Raw genomic sequence first — 21024 nt, 5'->3', positions numbered from 1 at the left:
CATGAAACAGCCGGTTGGCATGGACGACAGGGAGAAGCAGGAGCGGGCGGCGCGCCGGCATTTTTCGGTGCGGATCAATATGTTTTTCTTTTGTACGTTCGTACTGTTTTCGGTGCTGATCGTGCAGCTCGCCATTCTCCAGTTCGTGCAGGGCAAAGATTTGTCCGCCTCCAAAAACCGCACCTACAAAAAAGACGTCACCATCTCGCCGATTCGCGGCAACATTTATTCGCAGGACGGCTATCCGATCGCTTATACGATTTCGACGCAGTCGGCTTATTATTTGATCGAGCCGGACCAGAAGAAGGCGGATCAGATCGAGCTGGCCAAAAAGCTGGAGTCGATTTTCGCCACGTACGGCAATCCGGACGGAACCAAGCTTACTGCGGCGGACATTATCAAAAATATGGACGTCGGCATCGACATCAACGGCAACAAGGCGAAGGACCCGAGCTATACGTACTGGCCGCGGCGCATCAAGTCGGGTTTGACGAACAAGGAAATCGCCTATATTTCCGAACATATCGACGAGCTTCCCGGCATCGAGGTCACGGAAGAGAGCACGCGCCAGTACGACCCGTCGCTGATCGCGCCGCAGTTGGTCGGCTACCTGAAGCAATACAGCGCGGCGAAAAACATGAAAGACTCGTACATCAAAAAATATACCGACAATCCCGAAGACTACCTGAACGAAGAATACGTCGGCTTCGACGGGCTGGAGTTTCTGTACCAGGACGACCTGCGCGGCAAAAACGGCAGCAAAACGTATTCCGTCAACCCGAGCTCGGAAATTATCAGCCAAGTCAGCATCGTGCCGCCGGAGAAAGGCCGCAACTTGCATTTGACGCTCAATAAAGATGTACAGCTCGCGACGCAGAAAGCGATTGAGGATCATATCAAGTTCATGCGCACGAAAACGAATCCGAGCGATTATTATTCGATGGGCAATCAGGCGATTGCCGGGTATGCAGTTATGATGGAAGTGGATACGGGACGCGTGATCGCGATGGCCAACTATCCGAGCTACGACCCGAACGAATGGATCAGCGGTTTCAGCCAAGATCGGTACAATCAATTGCTCAACGCGATTTCGAACGGCACGATCCGCGACCGCCAGCCGAACATTCTCGACGACAAGGAACGCGTCAAGCATCCGAGCTCCGTCGTGCCGCTCGGCTCGACGATGAAGCCGCTGACAGTGCTGGTCGGCTTGAGTGAAGGGCTGCTTACGACGACTGAAACTTATTCGGATTACGGCTCTTTCAACTTCGGGAAAGACAACAAGTCGACAATCCGAAACTCGGATGGCCAGGGATGGGGGGGCATAAACGCCGCCGGCGCGTTGTGGCATTCCTCCAATACGTTCATGGCGGCGATGATCGGCAATCGGCTGTATTTGAACAAAACCGGCGGGCTTGACATCTGGAACTCCTACATGGAAAAATTCGGACTCGGCGTGGTGACCGGCAGCAACTTGCCCGGCGAGTATGCGGGGACGAAGGAATACTTGACGATGGCCAAGGACTCCAGTCCGCAGGCGGCGCTCGTGTATGCGTCGTTTGGACAAGCGGCGCGTTATACGACGCTGCAGCTTGCCCAGTATGCCACCATGCTGGCGAACCACGGCAAGCGGTACCGGCCAATCTTTGTCGACGAGATTACGACGTACGACAACCAAGTCGTCACAAAGGTGGAGCCGGAAATACTGAACGAGGTTACGTTCCCGGCATCGTATTGGAAGACGCTTGAAGAAGGCATGTCCAAAGTTAACGTCCAGCAGTTCGAGGATTTCCCGTACCCGTTCGAACGCAAAACGGGTACGTCGGAGCAAGACCTTCCCGGCAAACGGGTCAACAATGCCGTGTTCATTTCCTACGCGCCGGCCGACAAACCGCGTGTCGCGGTAGCTGTCGTCGTTCCGGAAGGCGGCTTCGGCTCATTCGGCGCCGCGCCGATCGCGCGCAAAATGTACGACGCCTACGATCAGGCGATCGGCATGTACGGCACGCCGAAAGGCGCGCCGCAGCAGTAGCGGGGCGGCGCCGCGGCAGCTCCAGGGCCGCAAGGCGACCCGGTTCCCGGCATAACAGGAAAACCTCCCGTTATTTTTGCGATTTTTAACGAAAAACGAAAAATAGATGGAAAACCTCCTGCTATTTTCCGCTTTTATCCGAAAGTCGGGTAAAAGGCGAGATTTAGCAGGAGGTTTTCCTGTTATTTTGGCAAAGTGGCAGTTTCGGCGCAAAATAACGGGAGGTTTTCCAGTTACACCGCCGTTCTGCGAGTTGCTCGCAATTACGCGGGTTACCCGAGGTAGCGCGAGTTGCCATCACCATTTCAGTCCAAGTAGTCGACCGCCCCCCTGACCAGCTTGTAGCCGGTGGCCCGTTGTCCGTTTGCGCCGTATACGGGCGCCATCCATCCTTTGCTGCACAATTTGTTCAACATGAGTACCGCCGTTTAATGATCGATGGCAAAGTGTCGCTCGACCTCCTTCGGCCGCAGCGGGGCGGATTGCCAAGCCGCCAGTCGGATCAGTTTCTTTTCGGCCAGCACCGCGCGTTCGACCGGCACTTGGGCAGGCTGGTAGCGGTTCATTACCATGCGAAGCAAACGAATGCACAGCTCGGGCCGCTGCTCGATATCGTCATAGGCGAAGGAGATGACGGTGAAGCCCATCGCATGCAGAAACGTTTAACGATTCAACTCGCGGCAAAATTTGTGCCGGTCCATATCCCGCACGTGGGAAGAAAAGCCTTTGATTTCGATCAGCAGCCGGATCCATCCCGGCGGCAGCCAGGCGAAATCGGCAAAATACGACCGCCCCATCCAGTCCTGCAGCTCATACTCCGGATGCAGATGCTCAAAATCGCCTTTAACCAGCCACCACACTTGCTGCAAAAACAGCTTCTCGCCATGGTCGTGGCCACGCTCCAGCCTACCTTTGCGTTCGCCGCTTCGCCGCTCCAGGTGAGCGCCGATAAAGGCCTCGTGCGCGGTTTGAAAATCCATTCTTTCTCCTCCTCGTCGCCAAATAAAAATAGCACGCCCTCTCCCGTTCGAACCCGGAAAAGGACGTGCTTCGCCTTTGCAACCATCTTATCATTTTTGCCGGCAACGCGCACGGGTTATAATGAATAGGCAAGCTCTACCATTCGCTCGAAGAAAGAAGGGTTTCGGACGAAAATCGAGTATCACGGCCATTCCTGCGTACAGCTGACAAGCGGCGGCCAATCGATTGTGATCGATCCGTTTCTGTCGGACAACCCGGCTGCAGCCGTCAAGCCGGACGGCGTCGAAGCGCAATACGTCCTGCTGACGCATGCGCACGCCGACCACATCCAGGATGCCGTCGCCATCGCCAAACGGAACGACGCCACGCTGGTCGCGATTCACGAACTAGCCACGTACATGAGCTGGCAAGGCGTCCGCACCCGCGATATGAACATCGGCGGCAAGCTTTCGCTCGGATTCGCCGAAGTGCACATGGTGCCGGCGTTTCACAGTTCGGGCATTATCCTGCACGACAAGCAGCAAATCGTTTATGCCGGCATGCCGGCCGGACTGATTATCAAGTGGGACGGCCTGACGATCCTGCACGCGGGCGATACGAACCTGTTCTCCGATATGCAGCTGATCGGCCGCAAGCACCGGATCGATCTGGCGTTTCTGCCAATCGGCGACTTGTTTACAATGGGACCGGAGGATGCGGCTCAAGCTGCGGAATGGCTCGGCGCGAAGCGGGTTATACCGGTTCACTACAACACGTTCGAGCTGATCCGCCAGGACGGCGCGAACTTCGCGCAACTGCTCGCTTCCCGCGGCATCGAAGGCGTGGCGCTGAAGCCGGGCGAATCGATCGAACTATAGGCCAAATAACGGGCATAAGAAGCTAAAAAACCTTTCCGGGTTTGCTGCCGGGAAGGTTTTTTTGTGCGCTTGAAAAAAGATTAGTGTTGCACTAGGGAAAAATTATTGTATATAATACAAAAAGGTGAGTTGACGAAAATAAATGTCACTTGTCCAATACTTAGGCGCTCGATCAAAATACAAATAAGGAGTTGGCGCTGTGCCTGACAAAAAATTGCCTCATCCGATCAAACGATTCATGACCGGCATGTGCTACGTGGCGTTGACCGTGCTGGTCGCGTGCGCGGGAACGAATCCGGCGTTTGACAACGCGGAAGGCAAGCTGAAGGTGACGACGACGACGGGGATGATCGCCGATGTGGCGAAGCAGGTAGGCGGCGAGCACGTGCAGGTGGAAGGGCTGATGAAAAGCGGCGTGGACCCGCACTTGTTCAAAGCGTCGCATGGCGATATCGCCAAATTGGAGCAAGCCGACATCATCTTTTACAACGGACTGCATCTGGAAGGCAAGATGGTCGACATGTTCGAAAAAATGGCGGGACAAAAGCCGACGGTGGCCGTCGCCCGCGACATTCCCGAAACGAAGCTGCGCGGCTGGGAAGGCGGAGAAGGGCAGCACGATCCGCACATCTGGTTCGATGTGCGCCACTGGATGAGCGCGACGGAAACGATAGCAGCCGAGCTTGGCAAGCTGGACCCGGCCCATGCCGACAGCTATCGAGCGAACAAAGAGGTTTATTTGAAGCAACTGGCGGAGCTGCACGATTACGCCGGTCGGCAAATCGCCTCGATTCCCGAACAAGGCAGGGTGCTTGTGACCGCACACGACGCTTTCGGCTATTTCGGCGACGCGTATGGCATCAAAGTAATGGGTTTGCAAGGGATCAGCACGGCGGCGGAAGCGGGCACGAAGGATGTCGGCGATTTGCGCGACTACCTGGTCGCGAACAAGGTCAAGGCGGTGTTCGTGGAATCGAGCGTGCCGAAAAAAACGATCCAGGCCGTAATCGAAGGCGCGAAGAAAAAAGGGCACGAAGTGCGCATCGGCGGCGAGCTGTTCTCCGATGCCATGGGCAAGGAAGGAACGGCGGAAGGCACGTATATCGGCATGGTGCGGCATAATGTCGATACGATCGTGGGTGCGCTGAAATGAGCGGAACAGGAGTGATTGCAATGGACGGAAACAAAACCCCTCTCGGTATCGAACGGATGACCGTTGCTTATCGCAAGCAGCCGGTGCTCCGCGACGTGTCGCTGGAGGTGCCGGAAGGCAAGCTGGTCGGCATCGTCGGACCGAACGGAGCGGGCAAGTCGACGCTGATTAAAGCGGCGCTCGGTCTGATCCCCCGGTTGACCGGCGAAGTAACGGTATACGGCAAGCCGTACAAGGAGCAGCGCAAGCTGGTCGGCTATGTGCCGCAGCGGGAATCGGTCGATTGGGACTTTCCGACGAACGCGCTTGACGTCGTGATGATGGGCCGATACGGCCAACTCGGCTGGTTTCGCCGGCCCGGGGCGAAGGAGCGGGCGCTTGCGATGGAAGCGCTGCGCAAGGTGGGCATGGACGGCTACGCGGGCAGGCAAATCAGCCAGCTGTCGGGCGGTCAGCAGCAGCGCATCTTCCTGGCGAGGGCGCTGGCGCAGGATGCGCGGCTATATTTGATGGATGAGCCGTTTGTCGGCGTCGACGCCGCCACGGAGAAGGCGATCGTCAGCTTGCTGAACGAATTGAAGGAGCAGGGCAAAACGGTTCTTGTCGTGCATCACGATCTGGCGACGGTTACGGAATATTTCGATTGGGTGCTGCTGCTGAATGCGGAAGTAGTGGCATTCGGTCCGACGGAAGAAGTGTTTACGACAGCCAATTTGCAGCGGACATACGGGGGCCGGTTGGCGATATTGGAGCGCGATCGCGACAGCCCGATCGTGGCCATGACGAGGTGAAGGTGATGGAGACGATGCTGGACACGTTTCGCGATCCGAATACGCAGTGGATTTTGCTGGGCTGCATGCTGCTTGGCTTGTGCAGCGGCGTCATCGGCTGCTTCGCTTATTTGCGGAAGCAAAGCTTGATGGGCGATGCACTGGCGCATGCCGCCCTGCCCGGCATTTGCCTGGCGTTTATGGCCACCGGCACCAAATCGATCGGCTTCTTCATGGTCGGCGCCGCTTGCGCCGGGCTGCTCGCTACGTTTGCGATCGGCTATGTGACGAGACATTCCCGCATCAAGCAGGATACGGCGCTCGGGATTGTGCTGTCGGTGTTTTTCGGCTTCGGCATCGTGCTGCTGACGCAAATCCAGCACAGCGACAGCGGCAATCAAAGCGGGCTCGACAAATTCCTGTTCGGCCAGGCCGTATCGATGATCGCTTCCGACGTGCTCGTCATGAGCATCGTTTGCCTCGTGCTGGTCGGCTTATGTATGCTGCTGTTCAAGGAATTCAAATTGCTCAGCTTCGATCCGGGTTTCGCCCGCGGACTCGGTCTGCCGGTTGCGCTGCTCGATCAACTGCTGATGCTGCTCATCGTGGTCGCCGTCGTCGTCGGCATCCAGGCGGTTGGCGTCGTCCTGATGGCGGCGCTGCTCATTACGCCCGCGGTATCGGCGCGTTACTGGACCGATCGCCTCGGCGTTATGACGGCGCTGGCCGGCTTGTTCGGCGCGCTCAGCGGCTTCGTCGGCACGCTGCTCAGCTCGCTCGGCAACAACTTGCCGACAGGCCCGCTCAGCGTGCTGGCCGCCACCGCCTGGTTCGGCGTTTCGGTCTTGTGCGCGCCGAAGCGCGGCGCCCTCGTCAAGCTGGTCCGCTTCGCGCTGGCCAGACGGCGCGCACGGCTTGAGCTGGCAATGGCAGCGCCTGCAACGCAGGCAACGCTTAAGGGGGAACGCGGATGAGCGGCATGTGGATCGTATTGACCGGCGTGCTGGTTGCTTGTTCCTGCAGCTTGCTTGGCTGCTTCCTGATTTTGCGCCGCATGGCCATGATCGGCGACGCCATCAGCCATGCCGTGCTGCCCGGCATCGTCATCGCCTTCCTGTTCAGCGGAACGCGCGATTCGTTGCCGATGCTGCTTGGCGCGGCATGCCTGGGGCTGCTGACGGTATGGCTCATTCAGCTGTTTCACCAAAGCGGCGTGCAGGCGGACGCTTCGATCGGCGTCGTATTTACCGCCTTGTTCTCCGTCGGCGTCGTGCTGGTCAGCTTGTATGCGGGCAAAGTCGACCTGGATCTCGATTGCGTCCTGTACGGAGAAATCGCTTATGTTGGCTGGGACTTGACGGCTTTGACCGCTGCCGTGTCGCTGCCGAAGGCCGTTGTAATGCTCGGGATGGCGCTGCTGGCCAGCGTCCTCGTCATCAGCCTTTTCTACAAGCAATTCAAGCTGATCGCCTTCGATCCGGCGCTGGCGGCAGCCGTCGGCATTCCCGTAGCGTTGTTCCATTACTTGCTGATGGGCCTCGTTTCGATGACGACGGTCGCTTCCTTCGAAAGCGTCGGCGCCATTCTCGTTGTCGGCATGCTTGTCGTGCCTGCCGCAACGGCCTATTTGCTGACCGAAAGACTTGGCGCGATGATTTTGTACAGCATGCTGATCGGCTCGGCGAGCGCCGTGATCGGTTATTACGCCGCGGTAGTATTCGACGCTTCCATTGCCGGCTGCATGGTGTCGGCCGCAGGAGTGCTGTTCGTGCTGGCGTTTCTGTTCTCGCCGAGCCACGGCGTGGTCGGCAGAATCGTGCGGCGCCGAACGGCCGCGGCCGGATAATCGCTTACGCAAGCAAACTCCAGCTGGAAAAAGACAAGGGGGAGCGGAATGCCCTTCAGCTTCCTGAAAAGGTATCGTTACGATTCACAGCCAGCCATAGTTCCGGGTCTCAAAGACACCTTGGAGCAATAGCGGAACCGACTTCCACTAAGGCGTGTTGGAAGGCCAACGTTGGAGGAATAATGGAACCTCTTTCCGCTATCCGGTGCTCAACAGCCAACTTTGGAGCAATAGCGGAATCTTTTTCCGCTATTTGTCGCTCAACTGGTAACGATGGCGTTATAACGGAGCCTCTTTCCGCTATTTCATGAAATCGTGTCTCAGGAGCAGGGTGACGGTGAATCATAACCATTCCAGTTATTCGGCTGTGAAAAAGAGACAAGACCGGACAATCCAAATAGCGAATGAAAAATGACTTCTTTTCAAAGTTGCCGATTCATTTGACCAGTCCCGACGATTTTCGCAGCAATTCGGGCCGATCAAACATGAGTCGGCATTTTTTGCATGCAGGAAAAAGGGGAAAAGGAGATGGTTCAGAATATGTAATTACAATCAAAAAAAGTATGAAAGGAAGTATCAGAGTGGATAATCAGGAGAAACGCGAGCGCATTCCGTCTGTCGTCGACTTGTTTACTCGTCTGCACAAGCATCATTACGCGTCGATTGCTTTCGCTTGTCTCGCGGCCGGATTTATTTACGTGCAAGGCTTGTTCAGCCCGTTTCTGAGCCGTACCTTTATTTTCGGTGAGCCGATGCAGATCATTGTTCCGGTCTCTTATCAAACGACGATCATCAATGGCGTATTCGTTACGGCGAAATTGGCCGGACTCTGTTTCCTTGCTTATTTGATCAGAATTGTTGTACGGGTAATCAAACGGGAGTTATCCAAAGGCAAGACGCCCCGTACGACGCGATTATCGGGCAATCGAACGATCAACCGAATCCGCAAAAATCTGAACGCTTTTTTGGAAAGCGGAAATAGTTATTTTTTTGTTCACATTTTCGGAACGCTTGCTTTTGCGGCTATCCCTTTTTCATTCCTTGTCAGTCACGCCGGCAAACTGTTCGCCATATATTTCTTCTGTTCCTTCTATTTGTTGCTGAGTTATTTTTCTGGACAAGACGGGGAATGGGAGCGGGACGGGTACCGGGACGATATGATGAAAGACCCGCACAAACAGGATCGAAAACATATGATTTTTTCCATGTACATTTTTGCAACGGTCATATTTTGTCTGTTTATGGGAGTTATGTTGTATATGTTTGGCGTACTCTTCCAGGCGCAAAAAGCGGAAGCGTATGTTCGCAATACGGACCAGCGCTCCTTCAAAATGGCATCGCTATACTCGGGGGAAAGCGCGAAGGAATATATTTATCTGGATCTGTCGAAAGATTATTTCATCGGATTCAATACGGCCAGCGGCCGATCGGAGATTGTCCCCTCCAAGTCGTACGATCGGATCGAATTGTGGGATGCTGCCAAACAGGTTCGTGCATGCAAGCTCATGCCTTCCATTTTGAAGCCTGACGAAGACTCAATGACGAAAGTAACCGAGGCATACTATACAAATCACTTTACTCAGCCGAATGCGGAAGCCTATTTGCAAACCGTCGGAGAGACGGTTTACCGCTCGATTCAATACATATCTCCGGTGATCCTGCAGAAAGCGTGGAACAACGACCCCGAATACGAGGGGAAGAAATTTGCGGATTTTTATGGCTACGAGATGTCGATGCCCCGACCGTATCCGGAGACAAGCCCAAATGCCAAGCCAAGCACAAACGCGGCCGCAGTCCCCGACCCGAAACAGCTCGTATACCGCGCATTGATCATGGAATACTGGAGAACGGAAAAAGCATACACGGAATTGCAATACAAGTATGAAAACAACTTCTGGAAAATCAGCAGCATCCAACAAACGGAACGCTTTTCGTTCGCCGTACTTCCCGATAAAGCTTGTTTTTCCAATCCGTGAAACAGACGCAGCTGAATCCAGTCAAAAAGACCGCAGCGGGAGACAGGGACGGGGCGGAATCCGTGTCTCCGCTTCCTTTCCCCTCCTATCGATGTATGGTATACTATAACATCAGACAACCCTGCCCGAATGCGGAGCGGGAACTTACGGAGCGAGAGAGGAACGTACTATGTGCGGCATTACGGGAGCAGTCTATTTTGACGGTCGCATACCGGCGGAGCAGACGCTGAAGGCGATGACCGACATTATCGAGCATCGCGGGCCGAACGATTCCGGATTTTTTGCGGAGGAGCATATCGGACTCGGCTTTCGCCGCCTGTCGATCATTGATTTGGCGGAAGGCCATCAGCCGCTCAGCAACGAGGACGACTCGGTTTGGATCATTTTCAACGGGGAAATCTACAACTATAAAGAGTTGCGCGAACAGCTGCTGGATCGCGGCCACCGGTTCAAAACGATGTCCGACACCGAAGTGATCGTACACCTGTACGAAGAGCACGGCGAAGATTGCGTCAAGCTGCTGCGCGGCATGTTCGGCTTCGTCATTTGGGATCGCCGGCGCAAGACGATGTTCGGCGCGCGCGACCATTTTGGCATCAAGCCGTTCTATTACCGCCGCGACGCCAATTCGCTGCTCTTCGGCTCGGAAATCAAAAGCATTCTGGCCGCCCCGAACGTGCATCGCGCGGTCAATACGGAAGCGTTGTTCCAATACTTGACCTTCCAATACGTGCCGGAGCCGCTGACGATGTTCGAAGGCATCCAGAAGCTGCCGCCGGCGCATACGATTACGGTCACGGCGAACGGCGACGTGTCGATCCGCAGCTACTGGGACCCGATGTTCGAGCCGGTTGAACGTCCGATGGGTGAATACGTCGAACAAATTCGCGCCGGGCTGATGGATTCGGTCAAACATCACCTCGTCAGCGACGTGCCGCGGGGCTGTTTCCTGTCCAGCGGGATCGACTCGACGGCGATCGCCGCCTGCATTCGCCGGATCGAGCCGCTGCGCACGTTTTCGGTCGGCTTCATGGGGCCGAACAACGAAACGACGATCGCCCGCCAGACGGCCGCCGCGCTCGGCACCGAGCATTACGGCAAGCTGATTACGACGGGCGAGTTTTTCGGCGCGCTGCCGAAGGCGATCTGGCATCAGGACGAGCCGGTCGCCGATCCGTCGGCCATCGCGTTGTACCATGTCGCCAAACTGGCCAGCGAGCATGTGACGGTTGTGCTGTCGGGCGAAGGCGCGGACGAGCTGTTCGGCGGCTATCGCATCTACCGCGAGCCGGGCGCGCTGCGGCCGCTCGCCTGGCTGCCGCCGGCGCTGCAGCGGTTTCTGCATGCGGTCGCCCAATGGCTGCCGGAACGGACGCCGGGGCGCAACTATTTGCTGCGGGCGTCGACGCCGCTGGAGCGCCGCTTCCTCGGCAACGCCAAAATTTTCAGCGAAGACATGAAAGCGGACATCGTTCGTTCGCACGACGGATTGCTTCAATCGTACAAGTCGCCGTTCGAGGTGGCGGCGGAATTTTATGCCCGCACGCAGCATCTCGATCCGGTCAGCCGCATGCAGTACATCGATATGAATTTGTGGCTGCCGGGCGACATTCTGATGAAAGCGGACAAAATGACGATGGCCCACTCGCTCGAGCTGCGCGTGCCGTTTCTCGACAAGGAGCTGTTTGAAATCGCCCGCCGCATTCCGGCTGCGTATCGGCTGGCGGACGGCACGACGAAAGCGATTTTCCGCCGGGCGATGAAAGGCATCGTGCCGGAGCCGATTCTGGATCGGCCCAAGCTCGGCTTCCCGGTGCCGCTGCGCGACTGGATGAAGGACAAGCACGGCGAGCTGCTGCTGGAGCAAATACGCGCCAGCGGCATCGACGGCTTCCTCAACATGGCCGCGATCGAAGAGATGATGGGCATGCACCGCAGCGGCCAAGGCGATTACGCCCGCCGGCTGTGGGTCATTTACGTGTTTGCGCTGTGGCACGTTACGTACATGAAGGAGCAGCCGACCGGCGCTGTGGCCGTCGGTTGACAATAGCGGGAGCTTACTACCGGCAAAGGGGTTGGACACTGTTTACAAGCTGGTCGCATTGGATATGGACGGCACGGTGCTGAACAAGGAAGGCGCCGTTTCGCCGGAAAATCGCAAATGGATCAACGCCGCGCTGGAAGCCGGCGTGACGGTCAGCTTCTCGACCGGCCGCGGGGTGCAAAGCGCGCTGCCGATCATCGAGGAGATGCAGCTGACGACGCCGATTGTGGCGGTGAACGGCAGCGAAGTGTGGGAACGCCCGGGCAAGCTGCTTCGGCGGCATTTGATGGACGCAGAGGTAATGGGGCGCATGCATGCGCTGGCCGTCGAGTACGACACCTGGTACTGGGCTTATGCGGTCGAAGGCGTATTTAACAAGGAAAAATGGTTGGACGATCCTTCGTCGGTGCAATGGCTCAAATTCGGCTACTTTACCGAAGATAGCGACAAGCTGCGGCTCATCCGGGCCACGCTTGAAACCTGGGGCGGGCTGGAAATTACCAACTCGCACCCGAACAATCTCGAGATCAATCCGGGCGGCATCAGCAAAGCCAGCGGCGTGGGCGAAGTGTGCCGGCTGCTCGGCATCGGCATGCACGAGGTAATTGCGGTCGGCGACAGCCTCAACGATATCGCGATGATTCGCGCCGCCGGGCTCGGCGTGGCGATGGACAATGCGCAGGATGCGGTGAAGCGGGCTGCGGACGCCGTGACGGCAACGAATGACGAGGACGGCGTGGCGCACGTCATTCGGCGTTACATCTTCGGCGAGCAGCCCGCGGAACGCAGCGGCGAATAGGGGAGACGCGCGATGGATGTCGTCGGCTGGATTCTCGTCATCGTGTTGTTCGCCGTCGGCATGGCCGGCGCGATTTATCCGGTGCTGCCGGGCGTGTTTGCGATTTACGCCGCTTTTTTCGTTTATGGGCTGTGCATCAGTTTCTCGCCGTTCGGACTCTGGTTCTGGCTGATCCAGACGACGATCGTGCTGGCGATCGTGGTCGCCGATTATGTGATCGGCGCCTGGGGGGTCAAACGGTTCGGCGGTACGCGGGCGTCGGTGATCGGCAGTACGATCGGCATCCTGATCGGACCGTTCGTCATTCCGGCGTTCGGCCTCATCCTCGGACCGTTCCTCGGCGCCGTCGCGGGCGAATTGACGACCGGCGCGGACATGCGCCAGTCGATGCGGGCCGGGCTCGGGGCGCTGGTCGGTTTTTTTTCCGGCCTGGCGATGAAGATTGTGCTGCAGTCGATCATGATCGTGCTGTTTATAATATGGCTGCTGTAAGCCGGTTCTCGAACGGTGAAGGCGCCTATTAATAAAACGAAACAGGAGAGTGGATCGGGATGGTTCGCGTAACGGTATGGAATGAAAATTTGCACGAAAAGAAGCATGAGAAAGTGGCGGAAGTATATCCGAACGGCATTCACAACGCGATCGCCGACGGCATTCGCCCTTACGGCTTCGACGTGCGCACCGCCACGCTCGAGCAGCCGGAGCACGGCTTGACCGAAGAGGTGCTGGACGCGACCGACGTGCTGATCTGGTGGGGCCATATGGGCCACAATCAAGTCGAAGACGACATCGTCGAGCGCGTGCAGAAGCGGGTATGGCAGGGCATGGGGCTGATCGTGCTGCACTCCGGCCATTTTTCGAAAATTTTCAAGCGGCTGATGGGCACTTCCTGCGACCTGAAATGGCGCGAAATCGGCGAAAAGGAGCGCATCTGGGTCGTCGATCCGGCGCATCCGATTGCGGAAGGGCTGGGCCAATATTTCGAGCTGGAGCATGAGGAAATGTATGGCGAGCATTTCGATATCCCGGCGCCGGACGAGCTCGTGTTGGTGAGTTGGTTCGAAGGCGGCGAAGTGTTCCGCAGCGGCTGCACGTATCATCGCGGCCAGGGGAAAGTGTTTTATTTCCGCCCGGGCCATGAAACGTTCCCGACGTATTACAACCAGGACGTGCTCAAAGTTATCGCGAACGGCGTCAAATGGGCGGCGGCCGGCCGCGGCGCCAAGCCGGTGTACGGCAACGCGAAGCCGCTCGAGGCAGTTACGCCGCACCAATAATTAGCGTCCGACGGGAGAAGGAATTACGTTGTCCAAAGATTCGCTGCTCAAAGGAACGCTCATCCTGACGCTCGCTGCGTTCATCGCCCGGTTCCTCGGCATGGCGCAGCGGGTGCCGCTCCAGCATATTCTCGGCGACGCCGGCCAAGCGGTGTACGGCGTGGCCAATACGTGGTACCTCGTGTTGCTGCCGATTGCGACAGCCGGTATTCCGAGCGCGCTCAGCAAGCTCATTTCGGAGAAAACGGCGCTCGGCCGCCACGCGGAAGCGGATCGGATCCTGCGCGCGGCGCTCTGGTTCGCCCTGGTTGCCGGACTTTTTATTACCCTTGTCCTGTATGCGGCGGCGCCTTTGATCGCGAACGCGAGCGGAATTCCCCAATCGGCCGCGTCGATTCGCGCCATGGCTCCCGCGCTTCTGCTGTTCCCGATCATCGCCATGCTGCGCGGCTACTTTCAGGGCCGACAGCGCATGACGCCGGGCGGCATCTCGCAAATCGTCGAGCAGATCGTCCGCGTCGTTACTTCGATCGGCTTGGCCGGCATTTTGCTCTGGGTCGGCTACGGGATCGAAGGCATGGCGGCCGGCGCATCGTTCGGCGCCGTATTCGGCGGCATCGGCGCGCTGGGCATTATGCTGCTCTATTTCAGCAAGCTGAAGCGGATCGATCGCAACAAGCGCTCCGCGGCGGCTGCCGGCGGCGCATCGGCGGCGCGCGGCGTCGCGATGACGGTGAAGCAAATTTACACCGTGCTGCTCAAACTGGCGATCCCGATGAGCCTGTTTTCCGCGTCGGTGCAGCTTGTTTATCTGGTCGATTCGATGCTCGGCGTGCCGCTGCTGAAGGGCCAGATCGGCGCCCAGCAGGCGCAGGAACTGCTTGGCGCGCTGCTTGGCCGGGCGCAATCGCTCGCCGGCATTCCGGTTATCTTCGCCGTGGCGATCAGCCAGTCGCTGGTGCCGGTCATTTCGTCCGCTTATGCGAAGCGCGATATGGACGAGGTAGGCAACAAAGCGTCGCAAGCGATCCGACTCGGCCTCTTCACCGGCATTCCGGTCATCGCGGCGATAACGGTCGCCGCCGATCCGATCAACCGGCTGATCTTCGCCGATTCGCACGGCACCTCGATGATTGCGCTGCTGACGGCCGGCACCATCTTTCAAATTATTATGATGACGACCGGCGCCATCCTGATGGGGATCGGCCGTATGCGGGCGCTGATCGTCAATGTGGTGCTTATGTTCGTCATCAAGCTGGCGGGCAGCATCGCGCTGGCTTACGGCTTCGGCATGGACGGCATGGTCGTCGCGACGATGCTGGCGTTCCTGGCCGCCGCTGCGATGAACGTGGCGCTGCTTAGGCGCTTGACGCCGATGAAGCTGTTCAACCGGCGCAAGTGGGCCGGCCTGGCCGTCACCGTCGCCGTCATGAGCGGCGTCGGCGTCGGCGTGTTCGAACTGTGCCGCCTGTACATCACGCCGTTCGGCAACAGGCTCGATGATCTGCTGCATACGCTGCTCGTATGCGGCGTCGTAGTGGCGCTGTACCCGGCGCTGCTGGCGCTGACGCGCGTCGTGACGCCGGCGGATGCGGCGTCTTTCCCGGCGCCGGTGCGCAAGCTGCTGGCGCGCGGCGCGCGCTTGCTCGGCCGCGGGTAGCCGCGGAACAGCAAGAGATTGCGAATAGGCCATCTTTTACGGCCTATTTCGTCAATACTGAGTCATGCTCACCAAATAGCCAGTGATTTCGCTGGCTATTCGCGTCAATCTGCCTGGATTGCGGCTGTTTCGCCCAAATAACCAGTGTTTTCGCTGGCTATTTGGAATGAGGAGGCCGAAATGAGACGAATAAGCCATTTTTTGTGGCCTATTTTCTCCCCAGTCGCTCGACCAGGTACGGTGAACGCTCTTGCAACACAACCGGAAGCTCGCCAAGGCGTGAACGTTGCCGCTTAAGCCTGGTCCGTTTCGATAGCCGTTTTTCTTACCAGAAGAGGGGCCATGCATCTGCATGGCCTCTTTGAATTGCGGCGGCTGTCCCCCCCCCCCCCCCGGGAGCTGGCTTGATGCGAATCCGCTGCGATGATTTTCCTGCATGGCGCCGCCCGTTCGCCATCGGCCTTCGGGAGGGATCAAGAAGCTTCTTCCTTCCTGCTTCGGCGTACTAACGGTTCGTAATGAGCTTATTCGGTCATTTCGGACGATTTTCCGGCGCTAACGGAACGTAGCGAGCTTATTGGCTGATTTTACTCCGACTTTGACCGGCTTTCATCAAATAACGACTGTGAGGTCCGTTAGATTTGCAAACGGGCCGATTTCGACCGAATAAGGCCTTTACGAACCGTTAGCCGCAGAAACCATTCGTCCGAGCGCCATTGTAGCATCATTTTAGCGCTGTGGTAACGGTCCATCATCACTCGCCATCCTCAAAAAATGGCTTGTCTTATTACGGCTGCGGCCGCGCACCCGGTTAATGCCACTTTTTACCTCTTGATATTGGACTTTCTGCTTTCCCGCTCCGCGTGCTATGATGGAATAGGCATTAATGGGCTTGGTTTCCGGTCGACCATTGATGGGGAAATGAAATGCAATGCCGACCGGTCCGCGCTTAATTCATGGGATGGAGGAGAAGGAATGAGCAAGAGACAAAGAATAGGAGCAAGTGCGCTGCTCGCGCTGCTGCTGCTCGTGTTGGCGGCTTGTCAGGCGGTGACGGGCTCGAACGTCGACTTGACGCAATCGGGCGTCAACGCGCTGACGAGCAAGTCTTACCAGGCGAGCGCACAGATTACGCTGGAACGGGTAGGGAAAGCTCCGGCGGACGCACAAGCGGCCGGGCTGGCGGCACTCGCGCCGGTTACGCTGAATTTGACGACAATCGACCAGCAAGACAGCAAACACGTCTATGTCGAAGGGGAACTGAAGGACGCCAAAGCTGCCATTCCGCTGCGTTTTTCGCAAAGCGACATGAAGCTGCTTTTCGAAGCGGATGGCGCCAAGCAAGTGGAGTTTGACTTGTCCGCCCTTCTGTCCGATAAAGTGAAACTGAATTTGCCGATCGACATCGGTCAGCTTTCCGGCAGCCTGGACAGCATGATCGATGCGGTGCTGCCTTTCCTGATCGAGAAGCTGCCGAACGCGCAAACCGTGACGGTCGCTCCGGCAACCGAAACGATTCACGGCGAAAGCGTGTCGCTGCAGCGCATTCATATCGCGCTCAAAGGCGCCGAGTTTGCCGACCTTTACAAACAGCTGCTGAGCGGCGTGAAGGGCGACGAAGCCGGCGTGCAGCAAGCGATTGCGGCGATGCTGGACGCGGCCGGACTGCCTTCGGCGCCGATCGTCGTGCAGCTCGTGAACAATCAGCTGCAGGAGATGCTGGCCAAGCTGCCGGAAACGCCTAAGGCGGACTTGTTTAGCGATAAACTGGCGCTGAACGTCGATCTGTACGTCGACAGCGACCTGCAAACGCGCAAGCTGGCGCTTGACCTGTTCCTTCCGGACGGAGGCACGGCAGACGGCGCGGCGGGCACGAAAATGTCGGTAACGTCGGACCTGTGGAACGTCAATCAGGCGGTCACGGCGAAGCAGTTGACGCCTGCAGCCGACCGGCTTATCTGGAGCCCGAACCTGCGGATGGCGCACTATCTCAAATCCGCCGACGCGAAGTCGCCGCTGTACGATTTGCTGATGAACGATTTGCACATTACCCGCAAAACGATCGCTATGCAAATGAGTGCCACGAACGAAATTACCGGCAGCGCGCCTTATATTCGCGGCGCCTCTACCATGGTGCCGGTGCGTTTCGTATCCGAGCAACTGGCGGCCGACGTCGAATGGGACGGGGATAAGCGCCAGGTGCACATCACCGACATTTTGACCGGCAAAACGATTGTGTTGACGATCGACAGCACAAAGGCGCTCGTGAACGGCGTGGAGGATGAGCTTGAAGTGGCCGCCGAAATCACCGACGACAGCACCTTCGTACCGGTCCGGTTCATTGCCGAGAAGCTCGGCGCAACCGTCGGCTGGGACGAAGCAACACGCACCGTTTCGATCATCAAGCCATAATCGCCCATCACACACGTCCTTCTGTCTGCATAAGCGGCGGGGGACGTGTTTTTCGCCAGGATCGTTTTTTCTGGATATTGACGGATTGGGCAATAACGCATACAGTTAAAGGGTGTATGGCGGTCAAGCAAGAACAATCGCGAACCGGATAAAGCGCTTACAAAATTTGGGTCGTGTTTACCGGCCATGCGCGTACGGCTAACGAGGAAGTCACGCATCATTCCAATCGAAAAGGAGTGCGAACAAGTGGCAGGTAACAGAGCGGTAGTATATCAAGGACCGGGCGAGGTAACGGTAGAAAATACGGCGTTTCCGGATCTTGAGCTGCATGACGGACCCGGCGTCAATCCGAAAAACGTCGGACGCAAGTGCGATCACGGCGTCATTCTGAAGGTTGTGACGACGAACATTTGCGGTAGCGACCAACACATGGTGCGCGGCAGAACGACAGCTCCTGCCGGTCTCGTGCTCGGGCACGAAATTACCGGCGAAATTATCGAAATCGGCCGCGACGTCGAATTCATGAAGAAAGGCGATCTTGTTTCGGTGCCTTTCAATATCGCTTGCGGACGCTGCCGCGCTTGTAAGGAACGCAATACGAACGTCTGTCTGAACGTCAACCCGGACCGTCCGGGATCGGCGTACGGTTATGTCGATATGGGCGGATGGGTTGGCGGCCAATCGGAATATGTAATGGTGCCGTATGCCGACTTCCAGCTGCTGAAATTCCCGGACAAAGAACAGGCGATGGAGAAAATTACCGACCTGACGATGCTGTCGGACATTTTCCCGACCGGCTTCCACGGCGCAGTCAGCGCCGGAGTTAAACCCGGTTCCACCGTATATATTGCCGGCGCCGGCCCTGTAGGTTTGGCGGCTGCGCATTCGGCGCAATTGCTCGGCGCCGCCGTCGTTATCGTCGGCGACCTGAATGAAGGCCGCTTGGCGCAAGCGCGCAGCTTCGGCTGCGAAACGGTGAACCTGAGCCTGCACGACGACCTCGGCGAACAAATCGAACAAATTCTCGGCGTGCCGGAAGTCGATTGCGCCGTTGACTGCGTCGGTTTCGAAGCCCACGGTCACGGCAAAGGGCATTCGGAAGCGCCGGCAACGGTGCTCAACTCGATCATGACCGTCACGCGTGCCGGCGGCGCGCTCGGGATTCCGGGCCTGTACGTCACGGGCGACCCGGGTGCTGTCGACGAGGACGCCAAAATCGGCACCCTCAAAATCCGCTTCGGCCTCGGCTGGGCGAAGTCGCACACGTTTGTTACCGGACAAACGCCGGTTATGAAATACCACCGCGAATTGATGATGTCGATTTTGAGCGGCCGCGCCCAAATCGCCAAAGCCGTCAACGCGACGGTCATTTCGCTCGACGAAGCTCCGGCTGCCTACAAAGACTTCGACCGCGGGGCGTCGAAGAAGTACGTCATCGACCCGCACGGACAAGTTCGCAAATAAGATGTTGCACGAATGAAGAGCTGCCTGCCGATTTATGACAGGCGGCTCTTTTTGCATCGCGTTCATTTGACTTGCCGCCGCCGCGCATGATATAAGGAGAAAAACAGCAGCGAGGAGCGGGATCGAATGGAAGCGATCGGCACGGAACAAAGCTTTTACGAACGAATTGGCGGGGATCAAGTGACGGTAGCCGTGTTCAAGACGACGTGGTGCAAAGATTGCCACTACATCGAGCCGTTCATGCCCGATTTGGAAACGAAATACGCCGGCCGCCTGTCCTTTGTCAAAATCGATCGAGACGAGCTGCCCGACTTGTGCATGAAATACGACATTCTCGGCATCCCGAGCTTCATCGTTTTCCGCAAAGGGCAGGAATTGACGCGATTTGTCAGCAAACTGAGGAAGACCAGAGAAGAAATCGAGGAGTTCTTCGATCGTTCGCTGGAAGTGGCGGGCGCCATGACGTCATAACCGGCACCCCTTGCCGGCAAAGCGCAGCTTCTCCTCCGCAGGAGGCAAGGAGCTGCGCTATTTGCATAACGCGCTTTTTTGCATAAAAATTCGATTATTGTCAACTCTACGGTTATCGGTTACGATGAGTATATCCGGAGGCCTTTCCATCCAGACACCCCGAACAAAAGAGGAGCAGCGCCGCATGAGAAAAACGGTCACCATGATCATTACTGTTGTATGCGCTTACACGTTGCTCGCCTCCACGTTGCCGATCCGGCCGCTTGCAGCCGAATCCGCCCCGCGGAAACACGCTTCCGCGAAAATGTCCTACCGCCTGCTGAAGCAGGAGCGGCTCGCCGCCGCCGCGCTGAGGGCGCAGCTGAAGCCCGAGCAGGAGCCGGCCGGGCCGGCGCGAACGCCTCGCTTCATGGCTCACCGCGGCTACTCCGCCGCCGCTCCGGAGAATACGCTGCCGGCTTTCCGCGCGGCCATGGCTTCCGGTGCCGACGGCATAGAGCTCGACATGCAGATGTCCAAGGACGGTCAAGTCGTCATCATGCACGACCAGACGATCGACCGGACGACGAACGGACGCGGCGCGCTCAAAGATTATACGCTGGAGCAGCTTCGCGAATTTGATGCGGGCAACAAGTTTAACGCTTCATTCGCCGGCACGCGCATCCCGACGCTGCAGGAAGTGTTTGCAGCGGTTCATCCCGGCGACGGGCAAACCGTCTATACCGAAATCAAACATTATCGCCAGCCCGCCGACGTGCAAACGATGATTCGTACGATCGTAGACGGCGGCTGGGCGGATCATACAGTAGTATCGTCATTCCATTACGACGACTTCGTCCAGGTGCGCCAAGTATCGTCGGCGATTCCCATCGCATACTTGTGCGACACGGCGGAATCGTGCCGCAGCTCGATCCGCGCGGCCAGAGACGACAAGCACGCGATGATTCACGCCAGCTACCGGGTGCTGCTGGCCGATCCGTCCATCGCCGAAGCGGCGCGGAAGAGCGGCATCGACGTGGCGGCATGGACGGTCAACGACACGACGGTCGAACAAGCGCTCATCAAGCAGCGGGTGCGCACCTTCATTACGGACGAACCGGTCAAGCTGAGCCAAGCCGGTTGACCGTTGCCCATGAAACCGGCGGGAGCTATCGCCTCAGGCGAATCTCCCGCCGGTTGTCGCATGCGGGGCGGTTTCGCCGCTTTGTCACATTTGCCCGCGGTTAACGCATGGATTATGCCTTTGAATATCGTTATAATGGGACTGGGTGCGAACCGCCCA

At 57.6% G+C, this 21024-nt stretch carries 18 protein-coding genes; 16 read left to right on the top strand and 2 right to left on the bottom strand.

What is annotated here, in order from left to right; all coding sequences use genetic code 11:
- Nucleotide 1 precedes the first annotated feature (1 nt).
- Complete coding sequence (locus EXY20_RS30060; RefSeq protein ID WP_135556117.1) at nt 2-2032, top strand: peptidoglycan D,D-transpeptidase FtsI family protein; 2031 nt, start codon at nt 2-4, stop codon at nt 2030-2032.
- A gap of 428 nt (nt 2033-2460) precedes the next feature.
- Here EXY20_RS30060 and EXY20_RS40130 read toward each other — a convergent pair whose 3' ends face one another.
- Nucleotides 2461-2679 (bottom strand): hypothetical protein, encoded by a 219-nt coding sequence (locus tag EXY20_RS40130; protein WP_235886266.1) that lies wholly within the window; start codon nt 2677-2679, stop codon nt 2461-2463.
- Nucleotides 2680-2694: 15 nt separating this feature from the next.
- A complete protein-coding gene (locus EXY20_RS40125) occupies nt 2695-3012 on the bottom strand; it encodes a hypothetical protein (protein ID WP_235886265.1) in 318 nt (105 codons plus the stop codon).
- Between the two features lie 141 nt (nt 3013-3153).
- Here EXY20_RS40125 and EXY20_RS30050 point away from each other — a divergent pair, with 141 nt between their 5' ends.
- The 15 genes from EXY20_RS30050 to EXY20_RS29980 all read left to right on the top strand — a co-directional run bounded on the left by EXY20_RS30050 (nt 3154) and on the right by EXY20_RS29980 (nt 20865).
- Entirely contained in the window at nt 3154-3870 is a 717-nt protein-coding gene (locus tag EXY20_RS30050; protein WP_135556116.1) for a metal-dependent hydrolase, read from the top strand.
- Between the two features lie 238 nt (nt 3871-4108).
- Nucleotides 4109-5023: a metal ABC transporter solute-binding protein, Zn/Mn family gene (locus tag EXY20_RS30045; protein ID WP_135556131.1), complete on the top strand. Its 915-nt coding sequence runs from the start codon at nt 4109-4111 to the stop codon at nt 5021-5023.
- Nucleotides 5024-5043: 20 nt separating this feature from the next.
- Nucleotides 5044-5814, top strand: a complete 771-nt coding sequence (locus tag EXY20_RS30040; protein WP_135556115.1) for a metal ABC transporter ATP-binding protein — start codon at nt 5044-5046, stop codon at nt 5812-5814.
- Nucleotides 5815-5819: 5 nt separating this feature from the next.
- A complete protein-coding gene (locus EXY20_RS30035) occupies nt 5820-6767 on the top strand; it encodes a metal ABC transporter permease (protein WP_235886263.1) in 948 nt (315 codons plus the stop codon).
- The gene (locus tag EXY20_RS30030) at nt 6764-7639 is read left to right on the top strand and encodes a metal ABC transporter permease (protein ID WP_135556114.1); all 876 of its coding nucleotides are present in this window, start codon (nt 6764-6766) and stop codon (nt 7637-7639) included. Before EXY20_RS30035 ends, EXY20_RS30030 begins: the two co-directional genes overlap by 4 nt.
- A gap of 485 nt (nt 7640-8124) precedes the next feature.
- Nucleotides 8125-9615, top strand: a complete 1491-nt coding sequence (locus EXY20_RS30025) for a hypothetical protein (protein ID WP_135556113.1) — start codon at nt 8125-8127, stop codon at nt 9613-9615.
- A gap of 169 nt (nt 9616-9784) precedes the next feature.
- Nucleotides 9785-11659 carry an asparagine synthase (glutamine-hydrolyzing) gene (gene asnB, locus EXY20_RS30020; protein WP_135556112.1) on the top strand — a complete coding sequence of 625 codons (1875 nt, stop codon included), beginning with the start codon at nt 9785-9787 and terminating at the stop codon, nt 11657-11659.
- A gap of 31 nt (nt 11660-11690) precedes the next feature.
- Nucleotides 11691-12458 (top strand): Cof-type HAD-IIB family hydrolase, encoded by a 768-nt coding sequence (locus EXY20_RS30015; RefSeq protein ID WP_268966440.1) that lies wholly within the window; start codon nt 11691-11693, stop codon nt 12456-12458.
- A gap of 12 nt (nt 12459-12470) precedes the next feature.
- Nucleotides 12471-12950, top strand: coding sequence for a DUF456 domain-containing protein (locus EXY20_RS30010; RefSeq protein WP_135556111.1), 480 nt, complete (start codon nt 12471-12473; stop codon nt 12948-12950).
- Between the two features lie 59 nt (nt 12951-13009).
- Complete coding sequence (locus EXY20_RS30005; RefSeq protein ID WP_135556110.1) at nt 13010-13735, top strand: ThuA domain-containing protein; 726 nt, start codon at nt 13010-13012, stop codon at nt 13733-13735.
- A gap of 28 nt (nt 13736-13763) precedes the next feature.
- The gene (locus EXY20_RS30000; protein ID WP_135556109.1) at nt 13764-15395 is read left to right on the top strand and encodes a putative polysaccharide biosynthesis protein; all 1632 of its coding nucleotides are present in this window, start codon (nt 13764-13766) and stop codon (nt 15393-15395) included.
- A gap of 975 nt (nt 15396-16370) precedes the next feature.
- Complete coding sequence (locus EXY20_RS29995) at nt 16371-17807, top strand: copper amine oxidase N-terminal domain-containing protein (protein ID WP_167859633.1); 1437 nt, start codon at nt 16371-16373, stop codon at nt 17805-17807.
- A 246-nt stretch (nt 17808-18053) separates the two neighbouring features.
- The gene (gene fdhA / locus EXY20_RS29990; RefSeq protein ID WP_135556107.1) at nt 18054-19271 is read left to right on the top strand and encodes a formaldehyde dehydrogenase, glutathione-independent; all 1218 of its coding nucleotides are present in this window, start codon (nt 18054-18056) and stop codon (nt 19269-19271) included.
- A gap of 126 nt (nt 19272-19397) precedes the next feature.
- Nucleotides 19398-19742, top strand: coding sequence for a thioredoxin family protein (locus tag EXY20_RS29985; RefSeq protein WP_135556106.1), 345 nt, complete (start codon nt 19398-19400; stop codon nt 19740-19742).
- A gap of 184 nt (nt 19743-19926) precedes the next feature.
- The gene (locus EXY20_RS29980) at nt 19927-20865 is read left to right on the top strand and encodes a glycerophosphodiester phosphodiesterase (protein WP_167859632.1); all 939 of its coding nucleotides are present in this window, start codon (nt 19927-19929) and stop codon (nt 20863-20865) included.
- The last annotated feature ends 159 nt before the right edge of the window (nt 20866-21024 follow it).

The organism is Paenibacillus cymbidii (assembly GCF_004764705.1).
Taxonomy (GTDB): domain Bacteria; phylum Bacillota; class Bacilli; order Paenibacillales; family NBRC-103111; genus Paenibacillus_AN; species Paenibacillus_AN cymbidii.
Note: the sequence above shows the minus strand (reverse complement) of the source record. Positions and strands in the feature narration are given on the sequence as shown.

Coding starts and splice junctions, on each gene's coding strand:
- EXY20_RS30060 (WP_135556117.1), top strand. CDS start 2: ATGAAACAGCCGGTTGGCATGGACGACAGGGAGAAGCAGGAGCGGGCG.
- EXY20_RS40130 (WP_235886266.1), bottom strand. CDS start 2,679: ATGGGCTTCACCGTCATCTCCTTCGCCTATGACGATATCGAGCAGCGG.
- EXY20_RS40125 (WP_235886265.1), bottom strand. CDS start 3,012: ATGGATTTTCAAACCGCGCACGAGGCCTTTATCGGCGCTCACCTGGAG.
- EXY20_RS30045 (WP_135556131.1), top strand. CDS start 4,109: ATGACCGGCATGTGCTACGTGGCGTTGACCGTGCTGGTCGCGTGCGCG.
- EXY20_RS30040 (WP_135556115.1), top strand. CDS start 5,044: ATGGACGGAAACAAAACCCCTCTCGGTATCGAACGGATGACCGTTGCT.
- EXY20_RS30035 (WP_235886263.1), top strand. CDS start 5,820: ATGGAGACGATGCTGGACACGTTTCGCGATCCGAATACGCAGTGGATT.
- EXY20_RS30030 (WP_135556114.1), top strand. CDS start 6,764: ATGAGCGGCATGTGGATCGTATTGACCGGCGTGCTGGTTGCTTGTTCC.
- EXY20_RS30025 (WP_135556113.1), top strand. CDS start 8,125: ATGAGTCGGCATTTTTTGCATGCAGGAAAAAGGGGAAAAGGAGATGGT.
- asnB (WP_135556112.1), top strand. CDS start 9,785: ATGTGCGGCATTACGGGAGCAGTCTATTTTGACGGTCGCATACCGGCG.
- EXY20_RS30010 (WP_135556111.1), top strand. CDS start 12,471: ATGGATGTCGTCGGCTGGATTCTCGTCATCGTGTTGTTCGCCGTCGGC.
- EXY20_RS30005 (WP_135556110.1), top strand. CDS start 13,010: ATGGTTCGCGTAACGGTATGGAATGAAAATTTGCACGAAAAGAAGCAT.
- EXY20_RS29995 (WP_167859633.1), top strand. CDS start 16,371: ATGAGCAAGAGACAAAGAATAGGAGCAAGTGCGCTGCTCGCGCTGCTG.
- EXY20_RS29985 (WP_135556106.1), top strand. CDS start 19,398: ATGGAAGCGATCGGCACGGAACAAAGCTTTTACGAACGAATTGGCGGG.
- EXY20_RS29980 (WP_167859632.1), top strand. CDS start 19,927: ATGAGAAAAACGGTCACCATGATCATTACTGTTGTATGCGCTTACACG.